This is a genomic window from Actinosynnema sp. NPDC002837, from assembly GCF_040295345.1.
GTDB lineage: Bacteria > Actinomycetota > Actinomycetes > Mycobacteriales > Pseudonocardiaceae > Actinosynnema.
In genome coordinates, this window is the sequence record NZ_JBEOVG010000005.1 from 60799 (window position 1) to 75894 (window position 15096).

Genomic DNA, 15096 nt, shown 5'->3' on the forward strand with positions numbered 1-15096 from the left:
CCGCCGGATCCGCTCTAGGCAGTGGACCTGTCTCGATGTAACCCGACTGAGTGCTTCCCCGCCCTTCCGTTCAGTGCCATGGTCGAGGTGGACGACAGGGGGTGACCGTGGGCGGTGGGTTGATCGGCGCACGCGTGAGCCGTGCGGAGGACGTGCGGCTGCTCACGGGGCGGGCCGTGTTCATCGACGACGTGCGGCCGCCCGGTGTGCTGGAGGCGGCGATCCTGCGCAGCCCGCACCCGCATGCCCGGATCGTGCGCATCGACACGACCGCGGCCGCCGCGCACCCGGGTGTGGTCGCCGTCGTCACGGGCGCGGACGTGAAGTCGATGGTGCGGCGACCCCAGCCGCTGATCTGGCGGTCGGCGCCCGACGGGCCCGAGACGGTCGCGTACCCGCTCGCGGTCGACAAGGTGCTCTACACCGGGCACGGTCTCGCCGCCGTCGCCGCGGTCGACCGAGCCACGGCCGAGGACGCGCTGGAGCTGATCGACGTCGAGTACGAGCCGTTGCCGGCCGTCACGACGCTGGAGCAGGCGCTGGCGCCGGACGCGCCCCGGCTGCACGAGGACTGGCCGGACAACGTGGCGGGCCGCGCCGTGGTCGCGCAGGGCGACGTGGAGGCGGCGTTCGCGCGGGCCGACGTGGTGCTGCGGGAGACGTTCCGCTTCGCCCGGCAGTGGGGCGCGTCCCTGGAGACGCGCGGTGTCGTGGCGACGTGGGACCCGTTCACCTCGCACCTGGACGCGTGGGTCAACACCCAGAGCCCGCACCTGATCCGCGAGCTGTTCGCCGAGGTCCTCGGCCTGTCGGTGGACAAGGTGCGGGTGCGCGTGCCCGACATCGGCGGCGGCTTCGGTAGCAAGTCCGGCTTCTACGGCGACCAGGTGGTGGCCGCGGTCCTGTCCCGCGTGTCCGGGCGGCCGGTGAAGTTCCTGGAGGACCGGCGGGAGAGCTTCGTCGCCACCGTGCACGCGCGGGAGCAGCGCATCGACGTCGAGGTGGCGGCCCGGTCCGACGGCACGATCACCGGTCTGCGCGGCACCGTGCACGGCGTGCTCGGCGCCAACTTCAGCACCGTCGGCCTCAGCCCGTGCTGGACGACCGCGGCCGTCATGACCGGGCCGTACGCCATCCCGGCGGTCGAGCTGAACGTCGTCGGCGTGGTCACGAACAAGCCGCCCTACGGCGCCTACCGGGGGTACGGTCTGCCCAAGGCGAACTTCGTGCACGAGCACGTGGTGGAAGCGCTGGCCCGACGCCTCGACCTCGACCCGCACGAGGTGCGGCGGCGCAACTTCGTGACCGAGTTCCCCTACCAGAGCCCGGTGTTCGTCTACGACACCGGTCGGTACGCCGAGTGCCTGGACCTGTGCCGCGACGCCGTGCGCCGTGCCGGGTGGGCCGACCGGGTGACCCGTGCGCGTGCCGAGGGCGGGCACCTGGGCATCGGCTACGCCTTCCACAACGAGGTGTCCGCGTTCGCGCCGTCGCGGATCGTCAACATGTCGGGGCTGGACCACTCCGGGTTCGACGAGGCCGCGGTGCGCATCGACTCGACCGGGCGCGTGAGCGTCCACACCGGACAGACGTCGATGGGCCAGGGCATCCACACGGCGCTGGCGCAGGTCGCGGCGCACGCGCTGGACGTGCCGCTGGACCACGTCACGGTGATCTCCGGCGACACCGACTCCGCTCCGTACACGGGGTACGGCACCGCGGCCAGCCGTGCCGCCGCGGTCGGTGGCGCGGCCGTGCTCAACGCCGCCACCCGCCTGCGGGCCAAGGTGCTGCGCATCGCCGCCCACGTCTTCGAGGCCTCGCCGGACGACCTGGAGATCAGCGAAGGCGTCGTATCGGTCAAGGGCGTGCCGGGCCGCGGCGTGACCTTGGCCGACATCGGTGACGCGGCCTACCGGCGACCGCACGGCGTGCTGCCCGACGACGAAGATCCGACGCTGCACGAGCGCGAGGTGTACGACCCCGTCAACGTCGCCACGGCGTTCGGCTGCACGGCCGTGCTCGCCTCCGTCGACGTGGAGACCGGAGTCGTGGAACTCCTCGGCTACCTCATCGCCCACGACTGCGGCACGGTGATCAACCCGATGATCGTGGAGGGGCAGCTCCAAGGCGGCGCGGCGCAGGCCATCGGCGGCGCGCTGTACGAGCGGCTGGCCTACGGCGGCTCGGGGGAAGCGCTGACCCGGTCGTTCGCCGAGTACCTGCTGCCGACGGCCGGCGTGGTGCCGCCGTTCGGCATCGACCACCTGGAGACACCCGCCGACCACATCCCCGGCGGTTTCAAGGGAGCCGGGGAGGCCGGGGTGATCGGTGGCGGGGCGGCGATCGCGCACGCCGTGGAGGACGCGACGGCGGAGTTCGGCGTGCGGATCACGTCGCTGCCGATCACCCCGCCGGACCTGCTGGCCGCGATCCGGGCGGGAGCCGAGCGGTGAAGGCGGCGCGGTTCGACTACGTCCGGGCGGCCACCGCCGACATCGCGGTGGACGCGCTCGCGCGGGGCGCCGTCGCGTTGGCGGGCGGCCAGAGCCTCATCCCGCTGCTGAACACGCGGTCGCGACGGCCGGAGGTCGTGGTCGACGTGTCCCGGTTGCCGTTGACCGGCGTGGAGGAGGACGGTTCGACGCTCGTGCTCGGGGCGCTGACCCGGCTGCGCGCCGCCGAGACGTCCCCGGTCGTGCGCCGGGCCGTGCCACTGCTGGCCGAGGCCCTGACGCACGTCGGTCACGTGTCCGTGCGCAACCGCGGCACGGTCGGCGGCAGCGTCGCGCACGCCGACCCGGCGGCCGAACTGCCCGCGGTGTGCCTGGCGCTGGACGCGGTCTTCACGGCCCAGGGGCCCGGTGGCACGAGGGAGGTCGACGCCCGTGACTTCTTCCGCGGCCCGCACCGCACGGCGTTGGCCTCCGACGAACTGCTCACCGGCATCCGCGTCCCGCTGCCACCGCCGACCGCCCGCCACGGCATCGCCGAACTGAGCCGCCGCCCCAACGACCTGGCGATCACGGCGGTCTTCACCTCGATCACGCTCACCGACCGCGTCGTCGCCGAGGCCCGCATCGCCGTGGCCGGTGCGGCGCCCACCCCGATCCGCGCTCACGCGGCGGAAGAGCTGCTGCGAGGCCAAGCCCTCACACCGGAGGTGTTGACCGCGGCGGCGGACGCCGCGGCAGCCGCGACCGACCCCGTCGACGACGTGCACGCCCCTGCCGCGTACCGCCGCGACATGACGGCCGTGCTCACCCGCAGGGCGCTGCGTCAGGCGGTGGTCGGGTGAAGATCACCGTCACGGTCAACGGCCACACCCGCACCGCCGACTGCGAACCCCGCCGCACGCTCGCCGACTTCCTGCGTCACGACCTGGGCCTCACCGGTGTGCACGTCGGCTGCGAGCACGGCGCGTGCGGCTCGTGCACGGTGATGCTGGACGGCGCGACGGCCCGGTCGTGCTGCGTCCTGGCGGTTCAGGCGGAGGGCAGCGAGATCACCACGGTCGAGGGCCTGGCGACCACGTCCCTCACCCCCTTGCAGGAGTCGTTCCGCCGCCACCACGCCCTGCAGTGCGGCTTCTGCACACCGGGGGTCCTGGCCGTGGCGACGGAACTGCTGCGCGACAACCCCTCCCCCACCGAGGCCGAGATCCGCACCGCCATCTCCGGCAACCTCTGCCGCTGCACGGGCTACCACAACATCGTCACCGCCATCGCCGCCGCCCGCGACCACGGCGGCTCGTCGAACGCCGACGCGCCACCGCAGCCGCCCGGGACCTGACCACGACCCTTCCGCCCCTTCGGGCGGAGGACTGGACCGGGTCGGTGATCGTCCTCATCCCTGTTGCGTCGAACTGCGGCGCACCCGGACACGCCGATGCCGCACACGCGACCGAAGTTGCGTGTGCGGCATCGGTTACCGCCGGAGGTGGCCTGCCCTCAGCTCGCGACTGCGCGACGCGGCGAGGTCAGGGGTTCCGCCTTCGGGGCGGGGATAGCGCCCTGGACCGACGCGGACGCGGTCGGCGACACCCCGTCGAGGTAGAAGGTGCCCACCACGTCCACCAGGACGTGGGTCGAGCCGCGGTTGTTGTAGACGTGGAAGCCGTAATCGGGGCCGATCATGGTCTGCACGGCGTTCGGCGTGATCGCGCCGGGATCCAGGTTGAGGTTGGACGTGTTCGGGCGCTCGATCCCGGTGTAGCCCGCGGGCCACACCGTCAGGAAGGTGGCCGCGGTCGGCTGGACGGCGGTGACGTTGGTGGCCACCGCCCAGGTGTCGGCGCCGACGACGGAGTCCGGCACGACGATGGTCGCGGTCGTGGCGTTGCCGATCGCGGACGGCCAGTTCTGGCCCGTGCGGGTGTCGGCGATCCGCTTGGGCACGACCGGTTCGAAGCGCAGCCCTTCCGGCAGCGAGCTGTCGTCGTAGAAGCCGACGATGTCCACGATGACGTGGGTGTCCTGGTTGGTGTACACGCCGATGGACGGCAGGCCGTGCCCGCCGCCGCCGCAGTCGTAGCACCTCATGGTGGGCACCACCGCGAAGTTCGTCACGGTGCTGCCGGTCCCGTAGTTCAGCGTGGACGTGCTCGGCAGGCTGGCGCCGGAGCCGTTCCAGGCGGCGAGGAAGCCGGGTGCGCGGGTGTCGGTCGCGGTGATGTTCACCGCGAAGGCCCGGATCGTCCCGTTGGTCGAGGTGTCCCACGACGCGGCGACGTTGACGTAGTAGCCCGCCGGCAGTCGGCCGATGCCCCACTCACGGGTGTCGGCCAGGCGCACCGGCCTGGCCAACGGGTGGTACTGCCCACCCAGGTAGCTCGCGCGGCCCTTGGAGTAGAAGCCGTTGACGTCGGCGACGAGGTGGACGGACGCACCGTGGTTGTAGAGGTACACCCCGCCGTCCGCGCCCACCTTCACCGTGACCGAGTTCGCCCCGGTCCAGCCGGGCGTGTAGTTCAACGACGACACGGTCGGCCGCGCCACGTCGGTCGGGTAGATGGAGATGTGGCCCGGGCCGGACGGCCCGGTGACCGTCACGTTCAGCACGACCGTCGACGCCTCGACCGGCACCCCGCCCTGGCCTGCCAGCTGCAACCGGACCGACTGGCCCGAACCGACCGCGACCGCCGGCGCGCCGTGACCGGATCGGGTGTCCAGCACGCGGTACGGCGCGAGCGGGAAGTAGGTCCCCCGGTCGCCGCGCGCGTCGTAGCCCACCAGCGTCAGCTTGCGCGTGACGCTGCCACCGACGGAGTCCTCCGGCAGGGTCAGCAGCGCCGTCTGCTCGCCCTTGCCGATGGCCGTCGGCGTGATGGTCAGCGAGCACTTCTGGCCGTAGGAGAGCGTCTTGCCCGAGCAGGTGTCCGCCGTGATCCGGAACGAGGCGGGATTCGCGCCCGTCACCGTCGCCGCGCCGAAGGTCGTCGGCAGGGTGCCGTTCACCTCGACCGGGACCTCCTTCGGCGTGCCCGTCCGCCCCCACGGCTGCTCGCCGAACCGGAGCGCGTGCTCCCCCCAGGTGTCGGCGGCCCGGTAGCCGAGACCGGACTGGAACCGGATCTCGCCCTTCGCGAAGACCTCGGTGGTCCCGCCGCACTTCACCGAGTAGTCGGCCGCGAACACGGTGAACTGGCCGGTGGCGTCGTCGTAGACGGCCTCGTGGACGTTCAGCGTGCCCGAGGACGTGCCGGAGGCCGAGCACCCCCGCCCGTCACCGCTGATGTTGAACACCGTGATCGCGTCCAGCGGCGAGTAGGAGCTCGTCGTCGGGTACGACCGGCCGGCCTCGAACCGCGTCCCGTTCGGCGGCGACACGTCGAGGTGGTGCCAGTGCGCGTGGCCGCTGGTCGACCCGGACATCGCCAACGCGTACCCGTTGGTGGTCTGTTGGAAGACCTGGAGCGTGTTGCGGGACCTCTCATAGGAGAAGTTGCCGTCCACGTCCCAGCCCTCGAAGTGCACCGTCATGGCCGTGTACGGCGCGACAGGAGGCTCCGCGGCCACCGCCACGGGCGCCCCGACCGTCAGGGTCGTCCCCACCAGAAGCGCAGCGGCGCAGGCTCTAGCGCCGCGGAAAGTACGCACGATATCCCCCCGGGAAAATGGTCGCGGCAGAAGGAATGCCCGCGTCCCGCACAGGATAGGTACCCGAAGCCGCGCCGGGCAACAAACATCAGTCCCACCCTGCGCCCTGCGAGACGGCGCCCTCGTGCCTGCCGACCACCCCGTCCACGCAGGCGAGGCGGGAGCACGACGAGACCCGGGGACAGCCGTTGACGTGCTGCCGCCCCACTGCCTCGTCGACCAACACGGCGTGGATGCCCGGCTGTGCTGATCCGACTGGTCTCCTGAGCGTGACCAGCGCCGTTGGCGCCGCTGCGCCTAGGGCTTCTTTCTCGCCCCGGGTTGAACGCCGCTTACCCACTGGCACCGGAGTGCCCCGTGGAACTTCGGTCGAGCCGGTTCAGGCGATGTCGTCGGGACTCACCCATCGACCCGCATCGACGAAGACGTCACAGCCGTCGTGTTCGAACCGCACACGCCCGTCGAACGGCGATTGAGCGTTCGAGCAAGCGCCGTAGTCGTTGCCCACCCGGCCCGCCAGCGGGATCCAGAACCGACAACCACCGCACTGTTCCTCACCCCACGACTCCTGGTACTCCTGGTCGTCCCGCCCTCGGTTGCGGTCGCGGATCCACCGACCGTGGATCGAGTCGAGTTCCGCTTCGCTGAGGGTCACGTGGTCGAACTCATCCATCAGTTGGCCGCTGTGATGACGCGCGGGATCTCTTCGGGAGAGCTCACCCGTCGATCGATCCGGATAGCAAGCGTGCCGAAACCGCCGTCCATCTGCCTTCCCCTGTCCCGGTCACCACGTTGGCGCCCAACTGCTCGGCCACCTGCATCAACTTGTCGTCCTTGGTGCCGCTGAGTCTCAGCCACTGCCCGTTCCCGGAGAAGCCGACCTTCTTGGCGATCAGCTGCCGCAGTGCGCCGGCAGCACCTGCGCGCACACCCCAGGTGGCCGACGCGGTGGTGCCGCGCCAAAGGACCACGGCTGTACGACTGGGCCACGGCAATCCTTCCACCGGACCCCGACCAGTACCGCGACATGACGCGATGGCTGCGCCTCACCCTCGGCGGGGTCCGACATCTCCTGGCACACCTGATCACCAAGTGCGGCCGGAGTGCTAGAGCTGTGTGACACCGCCGTCGACGACCAGTTCCGCGCCGGTGGTGAAAGTGCTCTGGTCGCCGGCCAGGTAGACGGCGGTGGCGGCGACCTCGTCGGGACGGCCGGCGCGCCCGAGCGGGGACGGTTCGGCCGCGGTGGGCCCGTCGCCGTGCGGGAAAGCGGCGCGGAGCTCGTCCCCGCCGGGGGTTTCGACGAAGCCGGGAGTGAGGGCGTTGACGCGGATCCCCCGGCCGGCCAGCTCGGCGGCCCAGGTGCGGGCGAGGTTGCGGATCGCGGCCTTGGTGGCGGCGTAGACCCCCAGGCCGGGGACGGCCCGCAGGGCCGCGCTGGAGGAGAGCAGCACCACCGAGGCACCGGCCGTCAGCAGCGGCAGCGCCTTCTGGACGGTGAAGATCGTGCCCTTGAGGTTGATCGAGGTGGTGCGGTCGTACTCCTCCTCGGTGATCGCGCCGAGCGGACCGTACTCCCCGACCCCGGCGTTGGCCACCACGACGTCCAGGCGACCGCTGCGGTTCGCGATCTCGGCGAAGAGCAGGTCGAGGTCGCCGAGGTCCGAGACGTCGCCCTGGACGGCGATGCCCCGGGCACCGACCTGCTCGACGGCGGCGTCCAGCTCGGCCTTGCGGCGGCCGGTGAGGTAGACCGTCGCGCCCTCGGCGGCGAAACGGCGGGCGATCGCCAAGCCGATGCCGCTGGAGCCACCGGTGACGAGGGTGCTCTTACCGTCCAGCTGTCCCATGAGATCCTCCGATTCCTTGACGTAACCATTTTTGTTACGTCGGTGGGTGCAGAGCACGCTTCTCCTCGAGCAGGAGAAGTCAACGCGCCGAGTTCAGGTGTTTTTTGAGGTCAGGCGGCTTTCAGGACGTCCCGCAGCACGTCCTCCAACGTGGTCCGGGCCAACTCGCCGCGCAAGACGGCCTCCACCTCGTCGTACACGGCGGCCATCACCGGCCCGATGCCGTGGCCCACGACGCACTCGGGGTTCGGCGTCGAGCGATGCAGGGCGAAGAGCGGTCCCGGCTCGATCGCCTGGTAGACGTCGAGCAGGGTGATCTCCCCCAGGTCCCGCACGAGCGTCCAGCCCGCCCCCGCCCCCCGCTGCGAATCGACCAGGCCGGCCCTGCGCAGTTCGGCCAGCAGGCGGCGGATCACCACCGGGTTGGTGTTGACGCTCGTCGCGATCTGGTCGGAGGTGGCGACCTCGTGGCCGCGCCGCTGGTACAACCCGATCCACGTCAAGGCGTGCGCCGCTATGGTCAGTCGGCTGTTCGCGCTCACGTCGACCTCCTCTACCCCGAACCCAGTCGTAACTGTAATAGTTACAACGCCGTGCGGCAAGTCCCGCGAAGCAGCCTCGACCGGACCGGGTGCACCAGGAGTTCCCCGTCCACCGACGCTCACCGCCGGCAACCACGGTCACTGCGGGGCGACGTCGGTGCAGTCGACCTGCTTGTCCGGCAGCCGGCCGGTGGTCAGGAACGTCACGGTGGCCTCGTCCACGCAAGCGGAGCCCTGGTTGTAGACGTAATGCCCGCCGTTGTCCGCGCCGACGAAAGCCGCTCGCTTGCCGAGGACCTCGTACAGCCCGAGGCCGTCCTCCCACGGTGTGGCGTTGTCCCTGCGGTTCTGCAGGATCAGCGTGTTGCGCGGTCCCTCGCCCGTCACGCGGACGGGCTCTTCGATCGGCTTCGGCCAGAACGCGCACGCCCAGATGTTGGCGGGCATCCCCGCGGTGAGCGGCCAGGCCGCGCGGTCCTCGGCGGTGCGGCGGGCGTACTGGTCGACTTCGTCGGACCACTGCGCGTCACCACAGGTCAGTGCCAGGAACATGGTGGCCTGGTTGTCGGCCGGCACGCCCGGGGTCGGCGGCGGTGCGGTGAACACCTGCTGCAGCACCTGGCCGTCCGCCTCGGTGAGCACGCCGTCGGCCAGCCCGACGGCGGCCTTCCAGAACTGCGCGAGCACCGGGAGGGTCTCGTTGTGCAGCAGGAGGCTGTAGGTGACGGTGCGCAGCACCGAACCCGTCAGGGCCAGTGGGGTGCCGGGGACTGGCGCGGGGGTGCGGTCGAGGCGGTCGGCGAGTGCGAGGTACTTCTGGGTCACCTCGTCGACGGTGCCGCCCAGTCCGAGCGTGGCGTGCTGTGCCGCGGCGACCCTTGCCGCGTCGGGGAAGCGTTCCGACATGGCCTTGCCCCAGTTGTCCGTCGCGTTGGCCCAGACCTTCGTGGGGTCCACGTTGCCCTCGAGGACCACCCGGTCGGCGCGCTCCGGGAACAGTGATTCGTAGACGGCGCCGAGGTACGTGCCGTAGGACTGGCCCCAGTAGGAGATCTTCTCCTCACCGAGCGCCGTGCGGATGCGGTCCAGGTCGCGGGCCGTGTTGGCGGTGGTGAAGTACCGGAGCTTCTCGCCGGCGTTCGTCCCGCACCGCTCGGCGTCGGTGCGGGCGTGGTCGACGTTCGCGGTGATCGAGCCGTCCGCCGCCGGGTACGGGAAGAGGCCGGCGAGAGACGGGTCGTCGAGGCCGCAGCTCTGCGGGGTGCTGTGCTCGACCCCACGCGGGTCGAAGCCGATCAGGTCGTAGGCCGCCAGCACCGACGGCGGCAGGGTCGGCGCCACGACACCCGGGGTGTCCAAGCCGGGCAACGCCGGGCCGCCCGGGTTCAGCAGCAGGACACCGCGGCGGTCGCGGGACTTCGCTGCCGGCAGCTTCGAGACGGCCACCTCGATCTGCTCGCCACCGGGGTCCCGGTAGTCCAGCGGAACCTTCACCGTTCCGCAGGTGAGCCGGGGGTCGCGACTGGCGCCCTCGGCCAACGCCGGGCACGTGTGCCAGGTGATGCGTGGCGTGGCGGCCGCCTCGGCGACAACCGGTGGTGCGTCCTCACTCGTCGCGTCTCCTTCCGCGGCGGCGTCACAGGCCGCCACCGCGGAGACGCCGAGCGCCACCGCGATCACCACCCTGGTGAACCTCCGAGGGATACCGGCTCCCGCTGACCGTTGCATCGTCTTCAACGCCCTTGCCTCCAGGTCTCGGCGTGCCGCGACGCACTGACGTCGTCGCCAGCGAAACCTATGGGAGACCGCGGTGCTACGAATCCCCTTGGTGTGGACACTTTTCTGTAGTCCTCAAGGGGGACAGCGGCCTGCGACCGACCGACCGTCGCCCAATGCGAGGCGCGACGGACTGCGCGGCGCGGGCACCTCCCTCTCCGGCGGTGTTCGACTCCACCGGCGATCTCGACGCGAACCTGGACGACATGGTCGAGCCGTTCGGTCCGGAATGCTGGTCATCGACACGGTCCGACTCGAACCCGCCTGGCGTGGCTACGGTCTGGGTCCGCTCTGCGTGGGGATGATGATCGAGCGCCTGGCCGCCGGCCGTCGGCTGGTGGTCCTGCGGGCAGCGCCGGCGGAGCGTCGCACCGCGAAGGGCGAGGTGGTGGAGGAGATTTCCGCCGCCGAGCGTGACTTCGCCGTGGCGAAGCTCGGCCGCCTGTGGTCGCAATTGGGTTTCGAACACTTCAAGGACGAGGTGTGGGTGCTCGACCTAGGACTGGTCACCTTCTCGAAGGCGATGGACCTGGTTCGGGCGTGGGCTGGTCTGCCGCGCTGATCGCTGAGTCGGCAGGGCGCCAGTCACGGCACAACGGGTCACACATTCCAGATCGTAATGATCGCGGTTACCGCGCCAGGTCACCGACCCCACCGATCGACCGGGCGCGTCCGCGAAGCAGGACGGATCGACCGAGGATCTGGCCGTGCTTCGATCATTCAGCCGAACCACTTCACTTCGGTCGACGCCCAGTCAAGGAGTTCATGAACCGCCCCTCGAACCGAACACCACGATGTTCACCCAGGTATAACGGCACAAACCCCAGTCGCAGAACGACTGAGCGACGTGCTTGGTCCTGTTCTTCCAGGTCAACAGCCAAGGTAACTGGCCGAGTAGAGGAGTCACGGAGCCAGGCTCGGGCGGAATCGCGATGACGCTACGCCATCGGCCCTGATCGGAATCCCACAGGCCCCCCGCAAGCGGACCGCTCAGTGAGCAGCCAGCCAGGTGTCGACCTCGTCCCGCAGCATGGGATCGACGATGGCGTCGCGCACCCACGCCAGCGAGGGCAGCGTCCACGACGCGTCCTGCATCAATCGGAACTCCTCATCGGCCGGTTTGTCTTCATCGGCCTCCCGTGCCCACTTGACGGAGACCTCCCGATAACGTTCCAAGGTCAACGGGAACGACTCGATGGTGTGCCGCGCCACCCGGTCCGGTCTCAGAAGATCAGGCAACCCGTGATGCGGCGCCCGCTGAGCGACCGCAGCGAACCTGAGCAGCCAGTAAGCCGCGTACGAAGGCGTGAGGTCACCGAGCCGCACGCTCGTTTGCAGGAACCAGACCGCGAAGTCGAACGCGGGCAGATCCAGGCCACCGGCGCGCCTGGTCGAGACGGAAGCATGCGTCTCGACCGACTCGATCACCGACAGCGCCCACTGCGGCGAGCCGCTGTGGGGGCGCTCGCGCTCGACCCACGCAACTCTGCCCGTTTCCGGCATCCCGCACAACGCCCGGTAGTCGACTACTGTCATGGCCGCCTTCCTCCGTAGTCACGCCAAGCCCGCAACGGGATGCGCTGGGCTTGACCCGTTCTGACGGACATCTGAGATCAGGGGACGCGTGTCCCCGGAGGGATGTCCCATCATGGAGCCCATGGGCAGGAAGAAGCGGCGGCCACGGCGGTCGTTCACCCCGGAGTTCAAGGCCGAGATCGTGGAGTTGTGCTCGCGGGGTGACCGGTCGGTGGGTCAGGTCGCGAAGGACTTCGACCTGACCGAGACCGCGGTCCGGCAATGGGTCGTGCAGGCCGAACGTGACGCCGGCACCCGCGCCCACGGGCTGACCACCGACGAGCGGGAGGAGCTCGCGAGGTTGCGGCGGGAGAACCGTCGACTGACCGAGGACGTGGAGATCCTCAAGCGCGCCACGGCTTTCTTCGCCAAGGAGATCCGGTGAACGTCTACCCGTTCATCGAGGCGGAGCGAGTGGGCGGCGGCAACGTCCATCGGGCGTGCACGCTGCTTGAGGTCTCCCGGTCCGCCTACTACGCCCGCCGCACCGCGATCACCACCTGCGCCCGGTGCTGGACCTCTACGCGACCCACTACAACCATCGCCGACCACACCAAGCCCTACAACTCGCCCCACCACGACCGGACCACCCGATCGCAGAGCCGGACTACACCTCGATATGCCGTCGACCAGTCCTCGGCGGCCTGATCAACGAGTACGAACCTGCAGCAGCCTAACCGCAGGTCAGACCATGTGACTGGCTTTTGACACCCCACAGGGGTGGTCCATGCGCGGTCAGCGCCTCGGTCGCTCGGGCGGCTTGGATGACGCCGCCGACCGCTTGTTCGATCCGGGCGCTCGCGTGCTCGGGTTGCCCGGCGTCCAGCCAGGCGAGCACGGCCTCCAACGCCACCGCGGGCACGAGTGCCGCCGCCCACTCCCGCCACGGCCCGGCCGGGACCACCTCGGCCAGGTGGCGGCGGGTCACCTCGGTCGACGCCGAGCGCAGCCGGTCGACCACGTCGCGGAACTCCGGTTCCCGGACCGCGTGGCGGAACAGCAGGCGGAACCCCTCCGGATCAGAGGCGGCTGCCGCCAGCAGCGCGGAGATGCTGCCCTCGTCGAAGTCGTCGGACCCCACGGTGCCATCGAGCCGGGCGCAGGCGCGGTCGAGGACGGCCCGGTAGAGGTCGGTCTTCGACTCGAAGTGCCGGTACAGGATCACGCGGGTGATGCCCGCCTCGGCGGCCACGTCGTCCAAGCCGGTGGCGGCGAAGCCGGTCCGCGCGAACGCACGGGTCGCGGCGTCCAGGATCTGCTCCCGCCGTTCGGCGCGGGGCATGCGCTTGGTGCCTGCCGTCATCGTCCACCTCCTTGTTGACACGGGAATATACATGTAGCTTTGTTTACTGTCATGTATACATAGGCGAGTAAACAACCCTGGAGGTATGCATGAGCGTCCAGTTGCCGTTCGAGCAGGGCCATCCGCTCGACGTCCCGGCGGTGGTCGGCGCGCTGCGGTCGCGAGGCCCGGTGCACAAGGTCCGGACCGCCGTGGGCGACGAGGCGTGGTGGGTCGCCGACCACGCCCGGGTACGGCGACTGCTGGTGGACGACCGCCTCGGCCGCGCCCACCGCACCCCGGAGACGGCGGCGCGCACCGGGGAGTCGGCGTTGTTCGGTGGCCCGTTGGGTGATTTCGACTCCGAGCGGACCGATCACGCCAGGATGCGGTCACTGCTGCAACCGCACTTCACGCCGGGCCGGATGCGGGCGCTGCGGCCACGCGTCGAAGCGCTGACAGGCCGCCTGCTGGACGACCTGGCCGCCGGACCGCGGCCGGTCGACCTGCACGCGGCGCTCGCGCTGCCCCTGCCCGTCCTGGTGATCTGCGAGCTGCTCGGCGTGCCGTACGAGGACCGCGACGAGTTCCGCAGTTGGACCCAGGCCGCCTCCGACATCCACGACCGGGACCGCTCGCTGGGCGGGCTGGGCGCGTTGTTCGAGTACGGCAAGCGATTGGTCGCCCGGAAGCGGCGTGAGCCGGACGACGACGTGATCTCCCGCCTGTGCGCGGTGGACGACGTCGGCGACGACGAGGCCGCGATGCTGTCGATGGCGCTGCTGTTCGCGGGCCACGAGACGACCGTGGTGCAGATCGGCATGGGCGTGCTGCACCTGCTGGCGTACCCGGACCAGTGGCGGGCACTGCGGCAAGACCCGAGCTTGGTCGCGAGCGCGGTGGAGGAGATCATGCGGGCGCCGGTCCAGGGTGGTGGCGGCATCCCCCGGTACGCCCGGACCGACCTGGAGGTCGACGGCGTCGTGATCCGGGCGGGTGACCTCGTCCTGCTCGACATCGGCGCCGCCAACCACGACCCGGCGGTGTTCACCGACCCTGACCGGTTCGACATCGCCCGCCCGGCACAGCCGCACCTGGCGTTCGGCCACGGCGCGCGGTACTGCATCGGCGCGCCGCTGGCCCGCATCGAACTCCAGGCGGTGCTCACGCACCTCGTCCCCCGGTTCCCGACCATGACGTTGGCCGTGCCCGTCGAGGAACTGGCCGTGCGACGCGACACCCTCACCGGCGGACTGGTGGAACTGCCGGTGACGTGGTGACATTCGGACGGGAGGACGGCATGGACGAGGGACTGCGCGGCAAGTGGGACCGGTACGCGGGCCGGTACGACCGTGACATCGGCTTGGTCGAGAAGGTCCAGTTCGGCGGCGGCCGGGAGTGGGTGTGCTCGCAAGCCTCAGGTGAGGTGCTGGAAGTGGCGATCGGCACCGGGCTCAACCTTTCCCACTACCCCACCGGCATCCGGCTGACGGGTGTCGACTTCAGCCCCGCCATGCTCGCCCGCGCCCGTGACCGTGCCGCGCGGCTCGACCGCGACGTGACGCTCCTTGAAGGTGACGCGCAAGCGCTGCCGTTCCCGGACGCCGCCTTCGACACCGTGGTCTGCACGTTGGGTCTGTGCGGAGTGCCCGACGAGCGAGCGGCGATCGACGAGATGCACCGCGTGCTGCGGCCGGGCGGCCTACTCCTGTTGCTCGACCACGTCGGCAGTCATCATCGGCTGATCCACTTCGGACAGCGGCTGCTGGAGCGGCTGTCGGTGCGCATGCTCGGCGACTACCAGACCCGCCGACCGCTGCCGCTCGTCGAACAAGCCGGTTTCACCGTGCGTCGCCGGGAACGCCTCAAGCTGGGCACCGTCGAACGGGTCGCCGCCGTCAAGGAACCCAGCGACGTCGATTCCCTTTGACGTGCGCGGTGATCCCCCTGGCCGCGGCGAGCAGGTCCGCTCC

The 15096-nt window shown here is 70.6% G+C and carries 16 protein-coding genes; 8 read left to right on the forward strand and 8 right to left on the reverse strand.

The window, feature by feature from the left end; genetic code table 11:
- Positions 1 to 101: 101 nt before the first annotated feature.
- From ABTZ99_RS05495 to ABTZ99_RS05505, 3 genes are read left to right on the forward strand one after another with little or no spacing between them, the layout of a single operon-like run.
- Positions 102 to 2456, forward strand: coding sequence for a xanthine dehydrogenase family protein molybdopterin-binding subunit (locus tag ABTZ99_RS05495; RefSeq protein WP_499608368.1), 2355 nt, complete (start codon positions 102 to 104; stop codon positions 2454 to 2456).
- A complete protein-coding gene (locus tag ABTZ99_RS05500; RefSeq protein WP_499608372.1) occupies positions 2453 to 3298 on the forward strand; it encodes an FAD binding domain-containing protein in 846 nt (281 codons plus the stop codon). Before ABTZ99_RS05495 ends, ABTZ99_RS05500 begins: the two co-directional genes overlap by 4 nt.
- The gene (locus tag ABTZ99_RS05505) at positions 3295 to 3792 is read left to right on the forward strand and encodes a (2Fe-2S)-binding protein (protein ID WP_498782256.1); all 498 of its coding nucleotides are present in this window, start codon (positions 3295 to 3297) and stop codon (positions 3790 to 3792) included. Before ABTZ99_RS05500 ends, ABTZ99_RS05505 begins: the two co-directional genes overlap by 4 nt.
- Before the next feature lie 158 nt (positions 3793 to 3950).
- Here ABTZ99_RS05505 and ABTZ99_RS05510 read toward each other — a convergent pair whose 3' ends face one another.
- The 6 genes from ABTZ99_RS05510 to ABTZ99_RS05535 all read right to left on the reverse strand — a co-directional run bounded on the left by ABTZ99_RS05510 (position 3951) and on the right by ABTZ99_RS05535 (position 10173).
- Positions 3951 to 5981 (reverse strand): hypothetical protein, encoded by a 2031-nt coding sequence (locus ABTZ99_RS05510; protein WP_499608374.1) that lies wholly within the window; start codon positions 5979 to 5981, stop codon positions 3951 to 3953.
- A gap of 496 nt (positions 5982 to 6477) precedes the next feature.
- On the reverse strand, positions 6478 to 6771 hold the full coding sequence (locus ABTZ99_RS05515; protein WP_499608377.1) for a DUF3027 domain-containing protein: 294 nt from the start codon (positions 6769 to 6771) through the stop codon (positions 6478 to 6480).
- Positions 6772 to 6814: 43 nt separating this feature from the next.
- Positions 6815 to 7069, reverse strand: coding sequence for a hypothetical protein (locus ABTZ99_RS05520; RefSeq protein WP_499608379.1), 255 nt, complete (start codon positions 7067 to 7069; stop codon positions 6815 to 6817).
- A gap of 135 nt (positions 7070 to 7204) precedes the next feature.
- Positions 7205 to 7948 (reverse strand): SDR family NAD(P)-dependent oxidoreductase, encoded by a 744-nt coding sequence (locus ABTZ99_RS05525; protein ID WP_498782248.1) that lies wholly within the window; start codon positions 7946 to 7948, stop codon positions 7205 to 7207.
- A gap of 110 nt (positions 7949 to 8058) precedes the next feature.
- Positions 8059 to 8490: an Rrf2 family transcriptional regulator gene (locus tag ABTZ99_RS05530; protein WP_499608382.1), complete on the reverse strand. Its 432-nt coding sequence runs from the start codon at positions 8488 to 8490 to the stop codon at positions 8059 to 8061.
- A gap of 138 nt (positions 8491 to 8628) precedes the next feature.
- Positions 8629 to 10173 (reverse strand): alpha/beta hydrolase, encoded by a 1545-nt coding sequence (locus ABTZ99_RS05535; protein WP_499608385.1) that lies wholly within the window; start codon positions 10171 to 10173, stop codon positions 8629 to 8631.
- 322 nt (positions 10174 to 10495) lie between these two features.
- On the opposite strand from ABTZ99_RS05535, the gene ABTZ99_RS05540 reads away from it, so the two are divergent.
- Positions 10496 to 10828 carry a hypothetical protein gene (locus tag ABTZ99_RS05540; RefSeq protein WP_499608387.1) on the forward strand — a complete coding sequence of 111 codons (333 nt, stop codon included), beginning with the start codon at positions 10496 to 10498 and terminating at the stop codon, positions 10826 to 10828.
- Between the two features lie 428 nt (positions 10829 to 11256).
- Here ABTZ99_RS05540 and ABTZ99_RS05545 read toward each other — a convergent pair whose 3' ends face one another.
- Positions 11257 to 11802: a hypothetical protein gene (locus ABTZ99_RS05545; RefSeq protein ID WP_499608390.1), complete on the reverse strand. Its 546-nt coding sequence runs from the start codon at positions 11800 to 11802 to the stop codon at positions 11257 to 11259.
- Positions 11803 to 11923: 121 nt separating this feature from the next.
- Between ABTZ99_RS05545 and ABTZ99_RS05550 the strand changes: the two genes are divergently transcribed.
- The gene (locus ABTZ99_RS05550; protein ID WP_499608393.1) at positions 11924 to 12226 is read left to right on the forward strand and encodes a transposase; all 303 of its coding nucleotides are present in this window, start codon (positions 11924 to 11926) and stop codon (positions 12224 to 12226) included.
- Positions 12223 to 12489 (forward strand): hypothetical protein, encoded by a 267-nt coding sequence (locus tag ABTZ99_RS05555; RefSeq protein ID WP_498782236.1) that lies wholly within the window; start codon positions 12223 to 12225, stop codon positions 12487 to 12489. The genes ABTZ99_RS05550 and ABTZ99_RS05555 overlap by 4 nt, the downstream gene beginning before the upstream one ends.
- 25 nt (positions 12490 to 12514) lie before the next feature.
- Here the strand turns inward: ABTZ99_RS05555 and ABTZ99_RS05560 are convergent, their stop codons facing one another.
- The gene (locus tag ABTZ99_RS05560) at positions 12515 to 13144 is read right to left on the reverse strand and encodes a TetR/AcrR family transcriptional regulator (protein WP_499608396.1); all 630 of its coding nucleotides are present in this window, start codon (positions 13142 to 13144) and stop codon (positions 12515 to 12517) included.
- Between the two features lie 89 nt (positions 13145 to 13233).
- On the opposite strand from ABTZ99_RS05560, the gene ABTZ99_RS05565 reads away from it, so the two are divergent.
- Complete coding sequence (locus tag ABTZ99_RS05565) at positions 13234 to 14403, forward strand: cytochrome P450 (RefSeq protein WP_499608399.1); 1170 nt, start codon at positions 13234 to 13236, stop codon at positions 14401 to 14403.
- A gap of 83 nt (positions 14404 to 14486) precedes the next feature.
- Positions 14487 to 15053 carry a class I SAM-dependent methyltransferase gene (locus ABTZ99_RS05570; RefSeq protein ID WP_499608401.1) on the forward strand — a complete coding sequence of 189 codons (567 nt, stop codon included), beginning with the start codon at positions 14487 to 14489 and terminating at the stop codon, positions 15051 to 15053.
- The last annotated feature ends 43 nt before the right edge of the window (positions 15054 to 15096 follow it).

What these genes read in the sequence shown, in the direction of transcription:
- ABTZ99_RS05545 (WP_499608390.1), bottom strand. Translation starts at nt 11,802, where the DNA reads ATGACAGTAGTCGACTACCGGGCGTTGTGCGGGATGCCGGAAACGGGC.
- ABTZ99_RS05540 (WP_499608387.1), top strand. Translation starts at nt 10,496, where the DNA reads ATGCTGGTCATCGACACGGTCCGACTCGAACCCGCCTGGCGTGGCTAC.
- ABTZ99_RS05525 (WP_498782248.1), bottom strand. Translation starts at nt 7,948, where the DNA reads ATGGGACAGCTGGACGGTAAGAGCACCCTCGTCACCGGTGGCTCCAGC.
- ABTZ99_RS05550 (WP_499608393.1), top strand. Translation starts at nt 11,924, where the DNA reads ATGGGCAGGAAGAAGCGGCGGCCACGGCGGTCGTTCACCCCGGAGTTC.
- ABTZ99_RS05560 (WP_499608396.1), bottom strand. Translation starts at nt 13,144, where the DNA reads ATGACGGCAGGCACCAAGCGCATGCCCCGCGCCGAACGGCGGGAGCAG.
- ABTZ99_RS05515 (WP_499608377.1), bottom strand. Translation starts at nt 6,771, where the DNA reads ATGGATGAGTTCGACCACGTGACCCTCAGCGAAGCGGAACTCGACTCG.
- ABTZ99_RS05510 (WP_499608374.1), bottom strand. Translation starts at nt 5,981, where the DNA reads ATGACGGTGCACTTCGAGGGCTGGGACGTGGACGGCAACTTCTCCTAT.
- ABTZ99_RS05565 (WP_499608399.1), top strand. Translation starts at nt 13,234, where the DNA reads ATGAGCGTCCAGTTGCCGTTCGAGCAGGGCCATCCGCTCGACGTCCCG.